Origin of the sequence: Pseudomonas syringae (assembly GCF_021605415.1) — a bacterium.
Lineage (GTDB): Bacteria > Pseudomonadota > Gammaproteobacteria > Pseudomonadales > Pseudomonadaceae > Aquipseudomonas > Aquipseudomonas syringae_S.
This window is the reverse complement of sequence record NZ_WKEQ01000028.1, coordinates 58,744-75,830: the sequence shown is the minus strand read 5'-3', so window position 1 is coordinate 75,830 and position 17,087 is coordinate 58,744. Positions and strand designations below refer to the sequence as shown.

Sequence of the window (17,087 nt, the reverse complement as noted above, 5' to 3'; positions counted from 1 at the left end):
TTTTCTGCCAGATGTATTCGTTGTCGAACGGGTCTTCGCCGATGGCGATCGGGGCCAGGTAGGTGTCGATGATTTCCTTGGCGACCCGCGGCGCCAGGGCGCAGTTGCCGATGCCGACCAGGCCGGTGTCGGTTTCGACTTCGACCACCAGCCACCCGTGAAAACGGAACGAGCCCATGGCATCGCCGCGCTCGAAAAGGATGTCGCTGGCGTTGGTGCAAAAGTGCGCCTGAGGCGGCACGACTTTGCCTTTCCATTCGAAGACGCGGGTACGGATCGCTTTGATTTTCATGAATACAATTCCTTGCACTGCGGCTTTTTTGTAGTTGTGGGTCGTGTACGCAGAAGGCTTTGGATAAGCCGGTTCAGGTACTCGATAAAGGCGACTGTAGCCAGCGCAATGGGGTGCGGATAATCACTTATGCGTATCCGGCGATAACCTGGGGTGATCGGAAAATCCGGTTTATGCCTAAACCGGGTTATCACGACCGCTCGCAAAAAACCGTGGGAGCGCGCCTAGAGGGATTTGGGTCAAACCGGAAATTGCGATCTGCCCAAATGCTGTGGGAGCCTGGCTAGCCAGCGATGGCGCCGGGGCAGTCGATGAAGAGGTCGACCATGCCGCCGTCATCGCTGGCAAGCCAGCTCCCACAGGGATTTGTGTTGGCTCATGAGATTCGGAGTCACCGGCGTACATTGTAGGAGCGAGCCTGCTCGCGAAGGCGTCAGGTCAGCCAACGTTGATGGTGAATGACCAATGGCCATCGCGAGCAGGCTCGCTGCTACAGGGGTGCTGCGTTTTTATGATCGATTGCGGTTAGTAGCGATTCCCGCCCATCCGGCAGGCAATCTCAAACGCCTGGCGAATCGCCCCGACATTGGCCTTGCCCTGCCCCGCAATATCAAACGCGGTGCCGTGCGCCGGCGTAGTGATCGGGATCGGCAGACCGCCCTGCACCGTCACCCCACGGGAGAATCCCATCAACTTGATCGCGATCTGACCCTGGTCGTGATACATCGTCACCACCGCGTCAAACGCACTGGCATCGCCTTGCACCTTGAGAAAAATCGTGTCCCCCGGATACGGCCCGTCTGCCGCGATGCCCTGAGCCTGCGCCGCACGCACCGCAGGGCCGATGATGTCGAGTTCTTCACGGCCGAACGAGCCGTTGTCGCCGTTGTGCGGGTTCAAGCCACACACGCCGATGCGCGGTTTGGCCAGACCGTTGCGCTTGAGCGCGGTGTCGATCAGCCGAATCGCTTCGACCACCCGTTCCTGGCTGAGCATGCCGGGCACCTCTGCCAATGCCACATGCGACGTCACCCGTGACGTCCAGAGATTGTCGAGCACATTGAATTCGCAGAACGGCCCGTGGAAATCCAGCAATTCGGCGAACCAGTGCAGCTCGTCGTTGTGGGCCATGCCAGCCATGTGCAGCGACGTCTTGTTGAGCGGCCCGAACAGCACCGCATCGGTGGTGCCCGCCTCGGTCAGGCGCAGAGCGACTTCCAGCGTATCGAGGCTGTAGCGACCGCCGATCACACTGGCTTCGCTGCGCGCAAACTCACCGACGGCGTCACCGCGAAAGTTGTAGAACAGCGGCGTGTCATCGCTGAAGCTCAGGTCTGTGAGCGAGTCGACCTGACGATAGGGAAACTCGACGCCGGCAATGCGCATGCCGCGCTGCATCTCCGCTTCGTCGGCGATCAGGATCACCTGCGCCTGACTGCGCACGCTCGGCTCGGCGAGCAGACGGGCGATCAGTTCCGGGCCGATACCCGCCGGGTCACCCAACACCATGGCGATTGTGGTTTTGTTCATGCTTGACTCCTCAAAGGCTCAGTCCCGGATCGCTCGACGGCGCCCGGTTCGCAGCGGTAGACGCGCTGCGCATTGCTGTAAAAAAGACGCTGCTGATCGGCACGCGGCAGATCGGCAACGATGTGTTTGAAACCGCTGTAGATGCTGTCGAACGAGCCACACAGGCTGTCGACCGGGAAGTTGCTGGCGAACATCGCCCGCGCGCTGGAAAACATCGCAATCACCTCGCGCACGATCCAGGCATTGTCGATGGCGTGCCATTTGCGCCCGGCCTGGCCGAGGCCGGAAATCTTCACCTGTACATTCGGATATTCGGCCAGTCGCGCCATTGCCTTGCGCCACCCGGCCAGACCTTCGGCGCTGCGGTCGTTGGGCAGGCCGGCGTGATTGAGAATCAGGGTGATGCCCGGAAAGTCCCGCGCCAGCCGCTCGGCTTCAGGCAAATTCCACCATGGCGTCTGCAAGTCGAAATGCAGCCCCAACCCTTGCAGCGCGGCGTAACTGCGCCGCCAGTGTTCGTCGCTCATCAGACTGCGCAAGCGCCCGACCTGCGTCGGCGATTCCGGGCCGCCGGGTTTGTGCCGAACGCTGCGCACATGTTTAAAGCGCGCCTGTTCGGTGAGCACGTCGATGGCGTCCGGATGATCGAGCCAGGCCTGAGCGACCACTGCGTTCGGCACGCCGTAGCGAGCGGCCAGTTGTTCGATGAAACGGGTTTCGCCAATCGGATCGGCAGGGTTCCATTCAGTCTCGACATACACGGTTTGCACCACACGGTGCGCACCGGCATCGGCAAAGTAATCCTCGGGAAAATAGCGCCGTTTGATCGCGCTGTAATCGCCATATCGAAACGGGATGTTGGCCTCAGGGGCGAGCCACGGATGATCGTTGATCGCCGGATCCCAGAAGTGATGGTGGGCGTCGATGATCGGGCCGTCCCACAGCGTCGTCGCGTGCTCAGTCATGACGCACCTCATCCAGAGCAATGAACAACGTGGCCAGCACGAACACCGCCGAGCACACGGCGAAGAAACCCAGCACCGGCGCAAATCCACCGGCCAGTTGCAGAATCACGCCGACCAGAATTGGCACAGCGATGCCGCCGATGCTGCCGGCCATGTTCATCACGCCGCCGATCAGGCCGACCCGCGACGGTGCGGCCAACAGCGCCGGGAAGCTCCAGTAAAGGCTGCCCCACATCAGGAAAAAAGCGGTCATGGACAACAACGCCACGGCCGCAAAAGGGTCGCTCAGGGTCGGCAGCAACAGGAACGCGCCGAGGGCTGCCAGCCCGGAAAACGCCAGCAGACTCTTGACCGCCACACCCCGACGAATGCCCTTGCGGATCAAAGCGTCGCAGAGGAAACCACCGGTCAACGAACCGAGCGCACCACAGACAAAAATCACGAACGTGGCGGCGCCGATACCCTTGATGTCGAACCCGCGCGCCTGGGACAGATAGGTTGGACCCCAAGTCAACAGGCCGAAATAGACCATCGCCCAACTGGCACGGCCGAGCAGCAAACCGCTGAGTGAACGTGCGGCGATGCCCAGGCCTTTGACTGGCGCCCGTGCGGCTTCAGCGGCAGGCGTCGCGCGGCCGGCGTTGATTCTCTCGAGTTCGGCCGCGTTGACCTGCGGATGGCAGGCCGGGTCATCACGAAGATAACGCCAGGCGACCCACGCCAGCGCCAGCGTCGCCACACCGGCGATCACGAATGCCAGCCGCCAGGAATTCAGCGAGGCGATCAGGTAGGCAATGATCAACCCGCCCAACGCCACACCGAGCGGGCCGCCGCTGTCCATCAGGACGGCGCCGCGACTGCGCTCGCCCGGGGCCAGCCAAAGGGAAATCAATTTGCCGCCGGCAGGAAACAACGGTGCTTCCGCCGCACCGAGGGCGACCCGGGCGAACAACAGCGACAGGCCGCCGGAAGCGAACGCCGCCAGCACTTGAAACGCGCCCCATAACCCGGTTGACCAGGTGATGACGCGGCGCGGGCCGAAGCGGTCGATCAGCCACCCGCCAGGAATCTGCAACAACGCATAGGCCCAGAAAAAGCTGCTGAGGATCAGCCCTTGCAGGCTTGGCGACAGGGAGAATTCGTTAGCGATGGTCGGCATGGCTATCGACAGCGAAACGCGATCAATCAGGTTGACCATCGTCAGGGCAAAGACAATCGCGAAGATTCGCCAGCGCACGCTGCTGCGTTTTTCGGCGGCGGCCAACGGCGCGGCCGCCGCCATCGGTTGGGCACCTGCGGCGGGCAGGTGCAGGGAAGCACTGGAACGGGCCATGGTGCGTACCTCACTTTTATTATTGTTGTCGCGGCATCGCTGTTTCGCGGTGTCCGGTGGGCACTATCGAAGGCCCGGCGATAACCGTCTAATCAAAACTTGGAATCAGGCGATAGCCCTGAGTTATGCCATGGCCGTCTTTCAGCTCGCTTTCAGATTCATGCCGCCCATCCGACTTTGCCCGTAAACGGCTCTGGATCAAAGCTTTCCGTCGATTCGGGTGATCGAATACCCGAGCTGCGATAACCCCAGGCTATCGGTGTATGTTTTGTTTTGACTAGACGCCAGCGCCAGTCCTTCACACACTCGGGCCAGGCTTGCGGCTTTCGAGCGCAGACAAGTCACTCATAACAACTACAAAAACGAGGCCCTTCCATGCGAACTGCATTCGTCCGTCACACCTCCCGTCTATTGTTCGGCTGCTCGCTGATTTCCGCCGGCACGCTCCCTACCCTCGCCCACGCTGCGTGGCAACCGGACAAAAACGTCGAAATCGTCGTTGCCGGCGGCCCCGGTGGCGGCACTGACCAGCTCGGACGTCTGATCCAGTCGATCATCACCACCCACAAGCTGCTTGACGTCAACACCATCGTCCTCAACAAGGGCGGCGGCAATGGTGCCGAAGCCTTCCTCGACATGAAAATGAACAAGGGTGATCCCGACAAACTGGTGATCGGCACCAACAATATCTATCTGCTGCCGCTGGTGGCGAAACTCGGTTACCAGTGGCAGGAACTGACGCCCGTGGCCGCGCTGGCCGAGGACGATTTCATTCTATGGAGCTACAAGGACGCGCCGTGGAAGGACGCCAAGGGCTTCTATGATGCGGTCAAAGCCGACCCGTCGAAACTGCGCATGGGCGGCAGCCAGTCCAAGGACGTCGACCAGACCCTGACCCTGCTGCTCAATCAGACCAACCAGAGCAAACTGGTGTACATCCCGTTCAAGAGTGGCAGCGAAGCCGCCACGCAACTGGCCGGCAAACACATCGCCGCCAACGTCAACAACCCCAGCGAAAGCATCAGCCAATGGCGCGGCGACCAGGTCGAACCGCTGTGCGTGTTCAGTAAGGAACGCATGGCCTACACCGACAAAGTCGCCGGTGACAAAGCCTGGGCCGACGTGCCGACCTGTCACGAACAGGGTCTGGGCATCGATCAATACCGCTTCCCGCGCACCGTGTTCATGCCTGGCGAAGTCAGCGCCGAGCAGCGCGCGTTCTACGTCGAGCTGATGCGCAAAGTCACCCAGACGCCGGAATTCAAGGCCTACGTGAAACAGAACGCGCTGGTGCCGACCTTCCTCGAAGGTGAACCGCTGACCGCTTACATTGAGAAGGATACCGCCCGGGTCACGCCGGTCTTCAAGGAAGCGGGCTGGCTGAAAAACTGAGGTTTCCACGGCCATGTGCCTGCGCATGGCCGTCACCTGCTGGAGGTGTTTCATGTCCCATTCTTCGGATTCATCGGCGCTGGTTGGCACCCGCTGGGTCGAACTCGGCCTGACGTTGTTCACTACGCTGCTCGGCGCGGTGGTGATGTACGGCAGCGTCGAACAAGGCATCGGCTGGGGTGATGCCGGCCCCGAGCCGGGTTATTTCCCTTTTTACATCGGCCTGATGCTCAGCGCCGCAAGCGTGGCCAACGGCGTGTTGACGCTGGTGCGCTGGCAAGCCCTGAGCGTTGCATTCGTCAGCCGCAGCGCATTCAAACAAGTGTTGTCGGTGTTTATTCCGATCGCGCTGTTCGTCGCGGCCATGCCGTTCACCGGCATCTACCTCGCCTCCGCCGTGTTCATCGCCTGGTTCATGTGGCGTGACCGGGTTCGCGCAAACCCTTATGGAAAATGGATGATCGCCAGCATCTCGCTGGGCGCGGTGTTGGCCAGTTACCTGATTTTCGCGCTGTGGTTCAAGGTGCCGCTGGATGCCGGCCCGATGGGCGACTGGATTGCCCTGGCCGGGAGAAACTTCAAATGAGCGAATTCGATTCTTTGCTGCAAGGCATGAACTTGATCATGACCCCGGGCCACATCGGTTTGATGGTGATCGGCGTGCTGCTGGGCATTCTGGTCGGCGTGTTGCCCGGCCTTGGTGCCCCCAACGGCGTAGCGTTGCTGCTGCCACTGACGTTCACCATGTCGCCGGTGTCGGCGATCATCCTGTTGTCGTGCATGTATTGGGGGGCGTTGTTCGGCGGATCGATCACCTCGATTCTGTTCAACATCCCCGGCGAACCATCGTCGGTGGCGACCACCTTCGACGGTTACCCGCTGGCAAAACAAGGTCGCGCTGCCGAAGCATTAACGGCCGCGTTCAGTTCCGCGCTGATCGGTGCGCTGTGCGGTGTGTTGCTGCTGACGTTCCTGTCGACGCGGATTGCCGAATTCGCCATGTCCTTCAGCTCACCGGAGTTCTTCGCGGTGTACCTGTTGGCCTTTTGCACCTTCATCGGCATGAGCAAAAACCCGCCGCTGAAAACCGTGGTGGCGATGATGATCGGTTTCGCCATGGCCGCCGTCGGCATGGACACCGTGTCCGGCAACCTGCGCCTGACCTTCGATCAACCGATCCTGATGACCGGGATCAGTTTCGAAGTGGCGGTGATCGGTCTCTTCGGTATCGGCGAAATCCTTTGCACCGTCGAGGAAGGTCTGGTGTTTCGTGGTGAGCATGCGCGCATCACGCCAATGGTGATCTTGCGCACTTGGGCGAAACTGCCGCGCTACTGGTGGACGATCGTGCGCAGCACATTGGTCGGTTGCTGGATGGGCATTACCCCCGGTGGCCCGACCGCCGCGTCATTCATGAGCTACAGCCTGGCGCGGCGCTTTTCGAAGAACCGCGACAACTTCGGCAAAGGTGAACTCGAAGGCGTGATCGCCCCGGAGACCGCCGATCATTCCGCCGGCACCAGCGCCCTGCTGCCGATGCTGACGCTGGGCATTCCCGGCTCGGCGACGGCGGCAGTGATGCTCGGTGGCTTGATGATCTGGGGCTTGCACCCCGGCCCGACCTTGTTCGTCGAGCAGCATGATTTCGTCTGGGGTTTGATTGCCAGCATGTACCTGGGCAACGTCGTGAGCCTGATCGTGGTGCTGGCCACCGTGCCGCTGTTCGCCTCGATCCTGCGTATTCCGTTCTCGATCATTGCGCCGATCATCATCATGGTTTGCGCCATCGGCGCGTACTCGGTTCACAACTCGTTTTTCGACGTGGTGCTGATGCTGGGCTTCGGTGCGCTGGGTTATCTGTTCAAGAAGCTCGGTTACCCGATTGCCCCGCTGGTGCTTGCCGCCGTACTCGGTGACAAGGCTGAAGATGCGTTTCGCCAGTCGATGCTTTTCTCGGATGGCCAACTGGGGATTTTCTGGTCCAATCCGTTGGTTGGCGGCCTGACCACGGCGGCGTTGTTGATGCTGTTCTGGCCGCTGATTTCCAAGGCGCTGCAAGCCGTGATCGGTCTGCGCAAGGCGCCGGTCGTCAAACCCAAGTCGGTGCAGTGACACAGGACTGGCAACGCCTGGCATTTGTTGTCAGGCTTGCCACCTGTCTTTTTCGCGAGCACGGCCCATGACCCGAATTCCTGATGCCAACGTGATCCACAGCCGCCTGCGTCTGCGCCAACTGCGGCTGATGCTGGCATTGCAGGAATTCGGCTCGCTGCGCCGCGCCGCCGACCACATCGGCATGACCCAGCCAGCGGCGACAAAAATGCTGCATGAGGCCGAGGACTTGCTCGGCGTCGAACTGTTTGAACGTCTGCCCCGCGGCATGCGCTCAACGCCCTTCGGCGAGACGGTGATTTATTACGCACGGATGGTCTTCGCCGAACTCAGCGGCATGCGCGAAGAACTGGTGGCGCTGGAATCGGGCAATCTGGGGCGCGTGGCCGTCGGCGCCATTCCGGCATTGGCGTCGGGTTTGCTGACGCGCACCATCGCCACGTTGAAACAGAGCCACCCGCGTTTGTCGATGAGCATTCAAGTCGATACCAGCGACGTGCTGGTGCAGGCATTGTTGCAGGATCAACTGGACATCGTGCTGGGCCGAATTCCCGCCGGGGCAAGGGCCGAAGAGTTGCTGTTCGACAGCCTTGGCGAAGAAGCCTTGTGTGTGATTGCCGGTGCGCAAAATCCGTTGGCCCAGGAGAAAAACCTCAGCTGGGCAGAGCTGCAAAACATGACCTGGGTGCTGCAGCAGCAGCCCAGCCCGATGCGCGCAATCATCAATCAGGTGTTCCACAATGCCCGGGTGGACATTCCGAGCAGCATCGTCGAAACCACGTCGATCATGACCTTGCTGTCGTTGATCCAGCAGACCGACATGCTCGGGGTGACGCCGGTGTCTGTCGTCGAAGACTATCCGGGGCGCGACTTGCTGGCGGTGTTGCCGATCAAGTTCGAAGCACGCCTGCCGCCCTTCGGCCTGATCACCCGCCGCCACCGTATTCAATCCTCGGCAATGCAGGCCTTCATGAACTCGGTGCGTGCGGAGCATGCGTTGGGCAAATGAAAACGCCCGAAGCCAGGCTTCGGGCATTTTTTGGCGTTTCGTGATTTCAAGCGGTTTTACGGAACACAAACGCCAGACCGATGATGATCAGCAGCATCCCCAACACGCTCAGCGTGGCCAGTCGATTGCCGAAAATCAGGTAATCCATCACCGCCGTCACCGCTGGCACCAGGTAAAACAGGCTGGTGACGTTCACCAGATTGCCCCGGGCGATCAGGCGATACAGCAACAATGTCGCCAGCACCGAGACCACCAGTCCCATCCACAGCACCGGCACGATAAAGCCTGCGTTGTGTTCGAAATGGAACGGCTGGAACGGCACGAAGACGCCGCACAACAGCAACCCGGCCAAGTACTGCACCGGCAACGTGCCGAGGGGATTGTCGGTGATGCGCTTCTGCATGATCGAACCGAAGGTCATGCTCGCCAGCGCCAGCAGGCCAAACACCATCCCCGCCAACGACATCCCGGCCAGTCCGATGCCCTGGTAAACCACCATCACCAGCCCGGCCAGCCCCAACGCCAGACCGAACATGCGGCTGACAGAGCGCTGCCGCTCCATGATCACAACCGTGAGGATCGGCTGCACGCCCATGATGGTCGCCATCACGCCGGGGGTGACTTTCAGATCCAGCGCCAGCAGATAGAAAATCTGATAAGCCCCGAGCAGCACCAGCCCCGTAGCGATGGCAAACAGCATCGGCTTGCCGCCCTTGGGAAATTTCAACTGGAGCAGCGGCACCAGCAGCACCAGCCCACACAAGGCGATGGCGAATCTGAACAGCAGAAAGGCAAAAGGTGAGGCGTGGGCCAAACCCCATTTGGAGAAGATCGCCCCGCTGCTCCACAGCAGAACGAACAGGCTCGTGGAGGTCGCCGCGAGCGCGGATTTTTTCGAAAGGACAAACATGAAGACCACCTGTAGTCAGGCCATTAGCCAACTCAGCCGAAGCTGAAATTCAGTAGGTTTTTTTCAGGCGGGCACGCGGGTCAGCGCAATAGGCTGATCAACCCGAAATGCCAACGCCTGGCGGTGATACGACGGCGCACACCGGCGGGCTACTGACGGGTGGGGGGTAATGACTGATCTGCACAGGCTGCTGATTCCCGCACGGCACGACGCCAGCGTTGAGCGCTGAATCGACTACCGCGTTGATGTGGAATGCAGGCATTGGGCTGATCTTGTATCGAGGGATAAAGGTGAGTTCGAAGACTCACGAGCGCCGACTATAACCAGCCCGCGACACGGATTGCAACGACTTGGACAAAGGGCCAGTAGCGACAGGTTAGGAGAAGGTGAATAGGCTGATCCGCAATGCGATGCCCGACGAGGTAGAAATGGAATGCGCGAGATCACATGCCAAGGGAATGGAGTTATTTGCGGTATCAGTTGTATCGGTCACAGGCGAGGAAACTGGCTGGGGCCAGCGTCGCCCAGTTACAACAGGAGTTGGAAGCGGCGGGGCCGACAGCGCTTGATTTGTCCAGGACGCGTTTTGAACCGATTGATGTGCAGGCACTGGGTGCTTTTGAACGGTGGGATGACTCGATTTTTTCTGGGGCGACATTGTTGGATGGAAAGCTAGAGAACCGATGTCGCTGGACATTGCGATTTGGTTTGAGGAAGAGCTTTGCGGGCTTTGTTTCGTAAATCCCAATAACAGCCGTCGGCGGATTCGCATTGTGCGCATGGAAGCATGCCCCGGTGGGAGGCATCCGCTCAAAAACCGTATAGCACCTCTGTCCATACTCATTACTGAGCAATATGCACAGATTATCGAAAGCCGCTTTATCGAAGCGCAGGAGCCGCTGGAGGGAGCCGTTCCGATTTATCAGCGACTGGGCTTTGCTTTCGATAATGATGGCCGGCTTGTCAAAACAGTGGAGAGCCTAGTATTGTGAAAATTGTTCATTTAATGACCAGTGGAGGAGGAAACATGCGTAAGGCAATGAAAAAATCCCTCGCCAGGAAAAAACCAACAGGGCCTGGAGTCGAGACCGTTCAGCTAAAGTTGACGGACAGCCAACGAAAACTTCTCCAAATAATCGCGACCGGCACAGGCATCGACGAACCTGACCTTCTCGCGGGCCGCCCCGGAACATGAAAGCCAAAAAAAACCGCTCACAAGGAGCGGTTTTCATTTCAGCTTCAAGCTTCAAGCTTCAAGCTTCAACCAAACAACCAATACCCCAATAACGTCAAAACCACCACCGCCAGCACCGGCCGCAATACGCGGTAGGCCTTGGGGTGACGGCGTTTCCACTGTTTGACCACGCCGCTGAACTTGTCGCTGGAGTTCTTGCTCCAGGCGTAGGCGCGGTTGATCCCGCCGACGCGTTCGTCGTCAAGGTTCTGCGGCGCGGTCGCCCGGCCCAGCCAGGCGCTGATGAAGCGGTTGATGCGGGTCATCACGCGGTTGCTCAGCGGACGCTCGATGTCGCAGAAGAGGATGACACGGGTCTGGTCGGTTTCGTTCTTGACCCAGTGAACGTAAGTCTCGTCGAACATCACGTCCTCACCATCACGCCAGGCATAGACCTGACCGTCAACGAAAATCCGGCAATCGTCGGAGTTAGGCGTCGCCAATCCCAGGTGATAGCGCAGGGAACCGGCGAACGGGTCGCGGTGCGGGTTCAGGTGGCTGCCGCCCGGCAACAACGCGAACATCGCACCTTTTACGTTGGGGATGGCACTGACCAACGCCACAGTTTTCGGGCAAAGTGCCTCGGCCGAAGGCAGCGGTTTGTCGTACCACTTGAGGTAAAAACGCTTCCAGCCCTTCTTGAAAAAAGATCCGAAACCGGCGTCGTTGTTCTTCTCGGCCGCGCGAATGTAACCCTCATCGAACAAATGCATGGCTTCGTCGCGGATGACTTCCCAGTTATCGCGCAGCACGTCCAGTTCCGGGAATTTGCTGCGATCCAGATACGGTTTGGACGGCACGCCGGAAAACATGTACATCAATGCGTTGTAAGGCGCGAACAATGCCGAGTGGTTAACGAACTGACGCAGTACCGGCAAACGCGCCTTGCCGCGCAGATGCACATAGAGGGTGCTGCCTAGAAACAGCAACAACACCAACGCCTTGGCGGCAAACGGAACGGTCATCAACAACTCCTTGAAAATGGACGACGCTGCACACTGCCATTTGCCCGGCATGGCAGCCGGCCATGATAAACACTCCCGGCGCTTAGAAAAACCCGCAGGAATCAGGATTCATTGTTGAGCCCTGTGTAATAAAGCTTTTATTAACACAGGGCTCCTGAACCCGGGCTGACCTGCGTAAAGATCAAAGGAGTAAAAGATCGAAGCCTGCGGCAGCGCCTACACGGGTGCGACCTTTACTGTTGGTTTTCCTGCTCGGTAAACAGATCGCTGAACAACATGCTCGACAGGTAACGCTCGCCGGAGTCCGGCAAGATCACGACGATGGTCTTGCCCTGCATTTCCGGGGTTTCGGCCAAACGAATGGCCACTGCCATGGCGGCGCCACAAGAGATTCCGCAGAGGATGCCTTCTTCCTGCATCAACCTGAGGGCCATGGCTTTGGATTCCTCGTCAGTCACCAACTCGACACGGTCAACCATCGACAGATCGAGATTTTTCGGCACGAAACCGGCGCCGATGCCTTGAATCTTGTGCGGGCTCGGCTTGATTTCCTCGCCGGCCAACGCCTGAGTGATCACCGGCGAGGCTACGGGCTCGACGGCCACCGAAAGGATCGGTTTGCCCTGGGTATTCTTGATATACCGCGAAACACCAGTGATGGTTCCACCCGTACCGACGCCAGCCACCAAAACATCGACCGCGCCGTCGGTGTCGTTCCAGATTTCCGGGCCGGTGGTTTTCTCATGGATGGCCGGGTTGGCCGGGTTATCGAATTGCGCCGGCATGAAGTATTTGTCGGCATCGCTGGCAACAATCTCGGTCGCTTTTTCGATGGCGCCTTTCATGCCTTTGGCCGGTTCGGTCAACACCAGCTCCGCGCCCAGCGCCTTCAATACCTTGCGCCGCTCGATACTCATTGAAGCGGGCATGGTCAGCATCAATTTATACCCACGAGCCGCAGCAACAAACGCCAGGCCAATGCCGGTATTGCCCGAGGTTGGTTCGACGATGGTCATGCCGGGTTTCAGCTTGCCGCTGCTTTCAGCGTCCCAGATCATGTTGGCGCCGATCCTGCACTTGACCGAATAACCCGGGTTACGTCCCTCGATCTTGGCCAGGATGGTCACGCCACGGGGCGCGATGCGGTTGATCTGGACCAACGGTGTGTTGCCGATGGAGTGGGCGTTGTCAGCAAAAATACGGCTCATGGCTGGGTCCTTATGCAGCAGTGAATTCAGGGGCCCAAGGTATGCCTGTTGCCCGTGTCCGTCCAGTCGAGGCGAACGTCTGCGATTGATGGCAGTCAATCGATTTACATTGCCGGGAAACTGACTCCATGAAACGTCGCTACAGCTGGCCACTATGGACACTCGCCGGGGTAATTGTGCTGCTGGTCGCGCTGCACATCGCCCTGCCTTATCTGGTGCGTGATTATCTCAACGATAAACTGGCCGACATGGGCGATTATCGCGGCCAGATCACTGATGTCGATCTGGCGCTGTGGCGCGGCGCCTACAAGATCAACGGCCTGAAAATCGTCAAGGTCGACGGTAAGGTGCCGGTCCCGTTCGTCGACGCACCGTTGATTGATCTCGCCGTCAGTTGGCATTCGCTGTGGTACGACCATGCAGTGGTGGCCAAGGTCGACTTCCTCAATCCCGAGGTGAATTTCGTCGACGGTGGCGCCAATAAACAGAATTCCCAGACGGGTGAAGGCACCGACTGGCGCGCGCAACTCGGCAAGCTGTTGCCGATCACCCTCGACGAAGTCCACATCAGCAACGGGCGCATCAGCTTTCGTAACTTCAATTCCAAGCCGCCAGTGAACATGAATGCCACAGACGTGGACGCCAGCATTTACAACCTGACCAATGTGGTCGATACCGAAGGCAAACGCGACGCCCGTTTCGATGGCAAAGCGCTGATGCTCGGGCACGCACCGCTGGAAGTCACGGCCACGTTCGATCCGCTGAGCAATTTCGAAGACTTTGAATTCCGCCTGCGCGCCCGCAACATTGAGCTCAAACGCATGAACGACTTCGCCTCGGCCTATGGCAAATTCGATTTCAACGCCGGCCATGGCGACGTTGTGATCGAAGCGGAAGCCAACAAGGGCCAGCTCAAGGGTTACATCAAACCCCTACTGCGCGATGTCGACGTGTTCAACTGGCAGCAAGACGTCGAAAACAAAGACAAGGGCCTGTTCCGCTCGATCTGGGAAGCAGTGGTCGGCGGCACCGAAACCGTCCTGAAAAACCAGCGCAAAAACCAGTTCGCCACCCGCGTAGAACTCAGCGGCAATGTGCATCAGCAAGACATCAGCGCGTTCGGAGCGTTTTTGCAGATTTTGCGCAACGGATTCGTCCAGGCTTTCAATGCACGTTATGAGCGGTCGAAACCGGATACCGATTAGCTTTTACGATTGACGGTGTACCGCCCGGACGCTTCGGCCGCTTGAAGGCGCGATCCTTTGTGCAGTGAATCCCGCCCCAGGCAGGCCAATGCGAGCGAACGCGGAACCGCTTCTCGCCCTTTGCTGTAACGGCTGATGCAGCGAGCGCTGATGCCCAACGCGGCAGCCGCCTGATCCAGCGTTAACCCTGTACTAGCTCGCCAATCTATGAAAATCCGAGGGTTGTCGTCCCGCACGTTTTGCGCCAACGCATCCAGGTACAGCGTATCTGCCCCAATCTGAATATCCGGCTCTGGCCATTCCACACTCCAACCCTCGTCTGCCAGCACAGCCGTTTCAAAGCCCCTTACATTCAATAAAGGCTGCAGACCGGGATATGTTTCGAAGTCTCGACTCACGTCGAGTTCCAGTTGCTGACCATCTATGAAGGCCAGCGCTAAACGGCACGGCGGCCAACCGAGGCCTTTTCATGGGCAACATCGTTTCCAATCCTCCATCAACTGCATTTGATCAGCAGCCACCCAAGCCAACGCCTCTTTAACTATAAGCGGCGGAGCCTTGCCCGCTATCACGCTATGGTTTCAAGGCTGAGCATGACATCCACCCCGCCACCGAAAGCGATATTTGGTAGACATGCCCAGCATGCCTATCGCCAAAAAGGCGATACCAAAATACCGGCCATCGGCCGAGACTGAGTCAACATGTGACGCCCCATTCAGAGACTGAATAACCCGTCTGCGTTCACAGTCGACCGGGCAGCGCGTTATAGTCGGGCATCCGATTATTTCGCCCCGCCCTGCCGCTCAGGTCGGCGTTACCGTTCGAGGATTTGCAGATGAAGTTCGAAGGCACCCAGGCCTATGTCGCCACCGATGACCTGAAACTGGCGGTCAACGCCGCCATCACCCTGGAGCGGCCACTGCTGGTCAAGGGCGAACCGGGCACCGGCAAAACCATGCTCGCCGAGCAATTGGCCGAATCCTTTGGCGCCAAGCTGATTACCTGGCACATCAAGTCCACCACCAAGGCCCATCAGGGTCTGTACGAGTACGACGCGGTCAGTCGCCTGCGCGATTCGCAATTGGGCACGGAAAAGGTTCACGACGTTCGCAACTACTTGAAAAAGGGCAAGCTGTGGGAAGCCTTCGAGTCCGAAGAGCGGGTGATCCTGCTGATCGACGAGATCGACAAGGCTGATATCGAGTTCCCTAACGACCTGTTGCAAGAACTCGACAAGATGGAGTTCTATGTTTACGAGATCGACGAGACGATCAAGGCCAAGAAGCGCCCGATCATCATCATTACCTCCAACAACGAAAAAGAACTGCCGGACGCGTTCCTGCGCCGCTGCTTCTTCCACTACATCGCCTTTCCCGACCGCACCACCCTGCAAAAAATCGTCGATGTGCATTACCCGGACATCAAGAAGGATCTGGTCAGCGAAGCGCTGGACGTGTTCTTCGATGTGCGCAAGGTGCCGGGCCTGAAGAAGAAGCCGTCGACCTCGGAACTGGTCGACTGGCTGAAGCTGCTGATGGCCGACAACATCGGCGAAGCGGTGCTGCGCGAACGCGATCCGACCAAAGCCATTCCGCCACTGGCCGGCGCATTGGTAAAAAACGAACAGGACGTGCAATTGCTTGAGCGTCTGGCGTTCATGAGCCGTCGCGGCTCTCGATAAGGGCCCACGTCATGTTGCTCAACCTGTTCAATGAAATGCGCGCAGCCAAGGTGCCGGTCTCGGTGCGCGAGCTGCTCGACCTGATCAACGCGCTGAAGCAGCGGGTGATCTTCGCCGACATGGACGAGTTCTATTACTTGTCCCGGGCAATTCTGGTGAAGGACGAGCGGCATTTCGATAAATTCGACCGCGCCTTCGGCGCCTATTTCAACGGTCTGGAAAAACTCGACGATCATTTGCAGGCACTGATTCCCGAGGACTGGTTGCGTAAGGAATTCGAGCGTTCGCTGACAGACGAAGAACGCGCGCAGATCCAGTCCCTCGGCGGTCTGGACAAGTTGATCGATGAGTTCAAGAAACGCCTGGAAGAACAGAAGGAGCGCCACGCCGGCGGCAACAAATGGATCGGCACCGGCGGCACCAGTCCGTTCGGCTCCGGCGGTTTCAACCCGGAAGGCATCCGCGTCGGCGATGCTGGCAAGCGTCAGGGCAAAGCGGTGAAAGTCTGGGATCAGCGCGAGTACAAGAACCTCGATGATTCGGTGGAACTGGGCACGCGCAACATCAAGATCGCCCTGCGTCGCTTGCGTAAATTCGCCCGTCAAGGCGCGGCGGAAGAACTGGACATCGACGGCACCATCGACCACACCGCCAAGGACGCCGGATTGCTGAACATCCAGATGCGTCCCGAGCGGCGCAACACGGTCAAGTTGTTGCTGCTGTTCGACATCGGCGGTTCGATGGACGCCCATGTGAAGATCTGCGAAGAACTGTTCTCGGCCTGCAAGACCGAGTTCAAGCATCTGGAGTACTTCTACTTCCACAACTTCCTCTATGAGTCGGTGTGGAAAAACAACATGCGGCGCACCTCCGAGCGTTTCTCGACGCAGGATCTGCTGCACAAATACGGCGCCGACTACAAAGTGATCTTCATCGGCGACGCGGCCATGGCGCCGTATGAAATCACCCAGGCCGGCGGCAGTGTCGAGCACTGGAACGAAGAGCCGGGTTACGTGTGGATGCAGCGCTTCATGGAGAAGTACAAGAAACTCATCTGGATCAATCCCTACCCGAAAGACACTTGGGGCTACACCTCCTCGACCAACATCGTGCGGGATTTGATCGACGATCAGATGTACCCGCTGACGTTGCGCGGGCTGGAAGAAGGAATGCGCTTTTTGTCCAAGTAATTGCCTGTCTAGACTGACGCCATCGCGGGCAAGCCCGCTCCCACAGGTTTCGGTGGTGCGC

Annotated in this window: 14 protein-coding genes and 3 pseudogenes; 8 read left to right on the top strand and 9 right to left on the bottom strand. The window is 59.0% G+C overall.

Features of this window, described 5'->3' with window-relative positions; translation table 11 throughout:
* The 4 genes and pseudogenes from GIW69_RS19145 to GIW69_RS19130 all read right to left on the bottom strand — a co-directional run.
* Positions 1-292: pseudogene (locus GIW69_RS19145) on the bottom strand (L-rhamnonate dehydratase); the annotation flags it as partial.
* A 525-nt stretch (positions 293-817) separates the two neighbouring features.
* Positions 818-1,822, bottom strand: a complete 1,005-nt coding sequence (locus tag GIW69_RS19140) for a 4-hydroxythreonine-4-phosphate dehydrogenase PdxA (protein WP_236484345.1) — start codon at positions 1,820-1,822, stop codon at positions 818-820.
* Positions 1,819-2,787, bottom strand: coding sequence for an amidohydrolase family protein (locus GIW69_RS19135; protein WP_236484344.1), 969 nt, complete (start codon positions 2,785-2,787; stop codon positions 1,819-1,821). The genes GIW69_RS19140 and GIW69_RS19135 overlap by 4 nt, the downstream gene beginning before the upstream one ends.
* Positions 2,780-4,069, bottom strand: coding sequence for an MFS transporter (locus tag GIW69_RS19130; RefSeq protein WP_496570936.1), 1,290 nt, complete (start codon positions 4,067-4,069; stop codon positions 2,780-2,782). Before GIW69_RS19130 ends, GIW69_RS19135 begins: the two co-directional genes overlap by 8 nt.
* Before the next feature lie 426 nt (positions 4,070-4,495).
* Here GIW69_RS19130 and GIW69_RS19125 point away from each other — a divergent pair, with 426 nt between their 5' ends.
* The 4 genes from GIW69_RS19125 (at position 4,496) to GIW69_RS19110 (ending at position 8,633) form a co-directional block, all read left to right on the top strand.
* Entirely contained in the window at positions 4,496-5,512 is a 1,017-nt protein-coding gene (locus GIW69_RS19125) for a Bug family tripartite tricarboxylate transporter substrate binding protein (protein ID WP_236484342.1), read from the top strand.
* 52 nt (positions 5,513-5,564) lie between these two features.
* A complete protein-coding gene (locus tag GIW69_RS19120; RefSeq protein ID WP_236484341.1) occupies positions 5,565-6,098 on the top strand; it encodes a tripartite tricarboxylate transporter TctB family protein in 534 nt (177 codons plus the stop codon).
* On the top strand, positions 6,095-7,624 hold the full coding sequence (locus GIW69_RS19115) for a tripartite tricarboxylate transporter permease (protein WP_236484340.1): 1,530 nt from the start codon (positions 6,095-6,097) through the stop codon (positions 7,622-7,624). Before GIW69_RS19120 ends, GIW69_RS19115 begins: the two co-directional genes overlap by 4 nt.
* A 67-nt stretch (positions 7,625-7,691) precedes the next feature.
* Positions 7,692-8,633: a LysR family transcriptional regulator gene (locus GIW69_RS19110; RefSeq protein WP_236484339.1), complete on the top strand. Its 942-nt coding sequence runs from the start codon at positions 7,692-7,694 to the stop codon at positions 8,631-8,633.
* Between the two features lie 46 nt (positions 8,634-8,679).
* Here GIW69_RS19110 and GIW69_RS19105 read toward each other — a convergent pair whose 3' ends face one another.
* Positions 8,680-9,543, bottom strand: coding sequence for a DMT family transporter (locus tag GIW69_RS19105; RefSeq protein ID WP_236484338.1), 864 nt, complete (start codon positions 9,541-9,543; stop codon positions 8,680-8,682).
* A 683-nt stretch (positions 9,544-10,226) separates the two neighbouring features.
* Here GIW69_RS19105 and GIW69_RS26435 point away from each other — a divergent pair.
* Complete coding sequence (locus GIW69_RS26435; protein WP_496570935.1) at positions 10,227-10,535, top strand: hypothetical protein; 309 nt, start codon at positions 10,227-10,229, stop codon at positions 10,533-10,535.
* Positions 10,536-10,803: 268 nt separating this feature from the next.
* On the opposite strand, the gene GIW69_RS19095 is transcribed toward GIW69_RS26435, so the two are convergent.
* Positions 10,804-11,742, bottom strand: a complete 939-nt coding sequence (locus GIW69_RS19095) for an aspartyl/asparaginyl beta-hydroxylase domain-containing protein (protein WP_236484337.1) — start codon at positions 11,740-11,742, stop codon at positions 10,804-10,806.
* Positions 11,743-11,975: 233 nt separating this feature from the next.
* Positions 11,976-12,950: a cysteine synthase A gene (gene cysK / locus GIW69_RS19090; protein WP_236484336.1), complete on the bottom strand. Its 975-nt coding sequence runs from the start codon at positions 12,948-12,950 to the stop codon at positions 11,976-11,978.
* A gap of 128 nt (positions 12,951-13,078) precedes the next feature.
* On the opposite strand from cysK, the gene GIW69_RS19085 reads away from it, so the two are divergent.
* Positions 13,079-14,155, top strand: coding sequence for a DUF748 domain-containing protein (locus GIW69_RS19085; RefSeq protein ID WP_236484335.1), 1,077 nt, complete (start codon positions 13,079-13,081; stop codon positions 14,153-14,155).
* Here GIW69_RS19085 and GIW69_RS19080 read toward each other — a convergent pair.
* Both GIW69_RS19080 and GIW69_RS26430 read right to left on the bottom strand, forming a co-directional pair.
* Positions 14,152-14,635, bottom strand: a pseudogene (locus tag GIW69_RS19080) (DUF2442 domain-containing protein). The gene GIW69_RS19085 and the pseudogene GIW69_RS19080 sit on opposite strands and share 4 nt — an antisense overlap.
* Positions 14,623-14,768 (bottom strand): annotated as a pseudogene (locus GIW69_RS26430) (DUF4160 domain-containing protein); the annotation flags it as partial. The pseudogenes GIW69_RS19080 and GIW69_RS26430, both read right to left, overlap by 13 nt.
* Positions 14,769-14,990: 222 nt before the next feature.
* Here GIW69_RS26430 and GIW69_RS19075 point away from each other — a divergent pair.
* Both GIW69_RS19075 and GIW69_RS19070 read left to right on the top strand, forming a co-directional pair.
* Positions 14,991-15,836 carry an AAA family ATPase gene (locus GIW69_RS19075; RefSeq protein ID WP_034150015.1) on the top strand — a complete coding sequence of 282 codons (846 nt, stop codon included), beginning with the start codon at positions 14,991-14,993 and terminating at the stop codon, positions 15,834-15,836.
* An 11-nt stretch (positions 15,837-15,847) separates the two neighbouring features.
* Complete coding sequence (locus GIW69_RS19070; RefSeq protein WP_236484334.1) at positions 15,848-17,026, top strand: vWA domain-containing protein; 1,179 nt, start codon at positions 15,848-15,850, stop codon at positions 17,024-17,026.
* Positions 17,027-17,087: the final 61 nt, after the last annotated feature.

What these genes read in the sequence shown, in the direction of transcription:
- GIW69_RS26435 (WP_496570935.1), top strand. Translation starts at nt 10,227, where the DNA reads ATGTCGCTGGACATTGCGATTTGGTTTGAGGAAGAGCTTTGCGGGCTT.
- GIW69_RS19085 (WP_236484335.1), top strand. Translation starts at nt 13,079, where the DNA reads ATGAAACGTCGCTACAGCTGGCCACTATGGACACTCGCCGGGGTAATT.
- GIW69_RS19125 (WP_236484342.1), top strand. Translation starts at nt 4,496, where the DNA reads ATGCGAACTGCATTCGTCCGTCACACCTCCCGTCTATTGTTCGGCTGC.
- GIW69_RS19075 (WP_034150015.1), top strand. Translation starts at nt 14,991, where the DNA reads ATGAAGTTCGAAGGCACCCAGGCCTATGTCGCCACCGATGACCTGAAA.
- GIW69_RS19095 (WP_236484337.1), bottom strand. Translation starts at nt 11,742, where the DNA reads ATGACCGTTCCGTTTGCCGCCAAGGCGTTGGTGTTGTTGCTGTTTCTA.
- GIW69_RS19115 (WP_236484340.1), top strand. Translation starts at nt 6,095, where the DNA reads ATGAGCGAATTCGATTCTTTGCTGCAAGGCATGAACTTGATCATGACC.
- GIW69_RS19070 (WP_236484334.1), top strand. Translation starts at nt 15,848, where the DNA reads ATGTTGCTCAACCTGTTCAATGAAATGCGCGCAGCCAAGGTGCCGGTC.
- GIW69_RS19120 (WP_236484341.1), top strand. Translation starts at nt 5,565, where the DNA reads ATGTCCCATTCTTCGGATTCATCGGCGCTGGTTGGCACCCGCTGGGTC.
- GIW69_RS19105 (WP_236484338.1), bottom strand. Translation starts at nt 9,543, where the DNA reads ATGTTTGTCCTTTCGAAAAAATCCGCGCTCGCGGCGACCTCCACGAGC.
- cysK (WP_236484336.1), bottom strand. Translation starts at nt 12,950, where the DNA reads ATGAGCCGTATTTTTGCTGACAACGCCCACTCCATCGGCAACACACCG.
- GIW69_RS19130 (WP_496570936.1), bottom strand. Translation starts at nt 4,069, where the DNA reads ATGGCGGCGGCCGCGCCGTTGGCCGCCGCCGAAAAACGCAGCAGCGTG.
- GIW69_RS19140 (WP_236484345.1), bottom strand. Translation starts at nt 1,822, where the DNA reads ATGAACAAAACCACAATCGCCATGGTGTTGGGTGACCCGGCGGGTATC.
- GIW69_RS19110 (WP_236484339.1), top strand. Translation starts at nt 7,692, where the DNA reads ATGACCCGAATTCCTGATGCCAACGTGATCCACAGCCGCCTGCGTCTG.
- GIW69_RS19135 (WP_236484344.1), bottom strand. Translation starts at nt 2,787, where the DNA reads ATGACTGAGCACGCGACGACGCTGTGGGACGGCCCGATCATCGACGCC.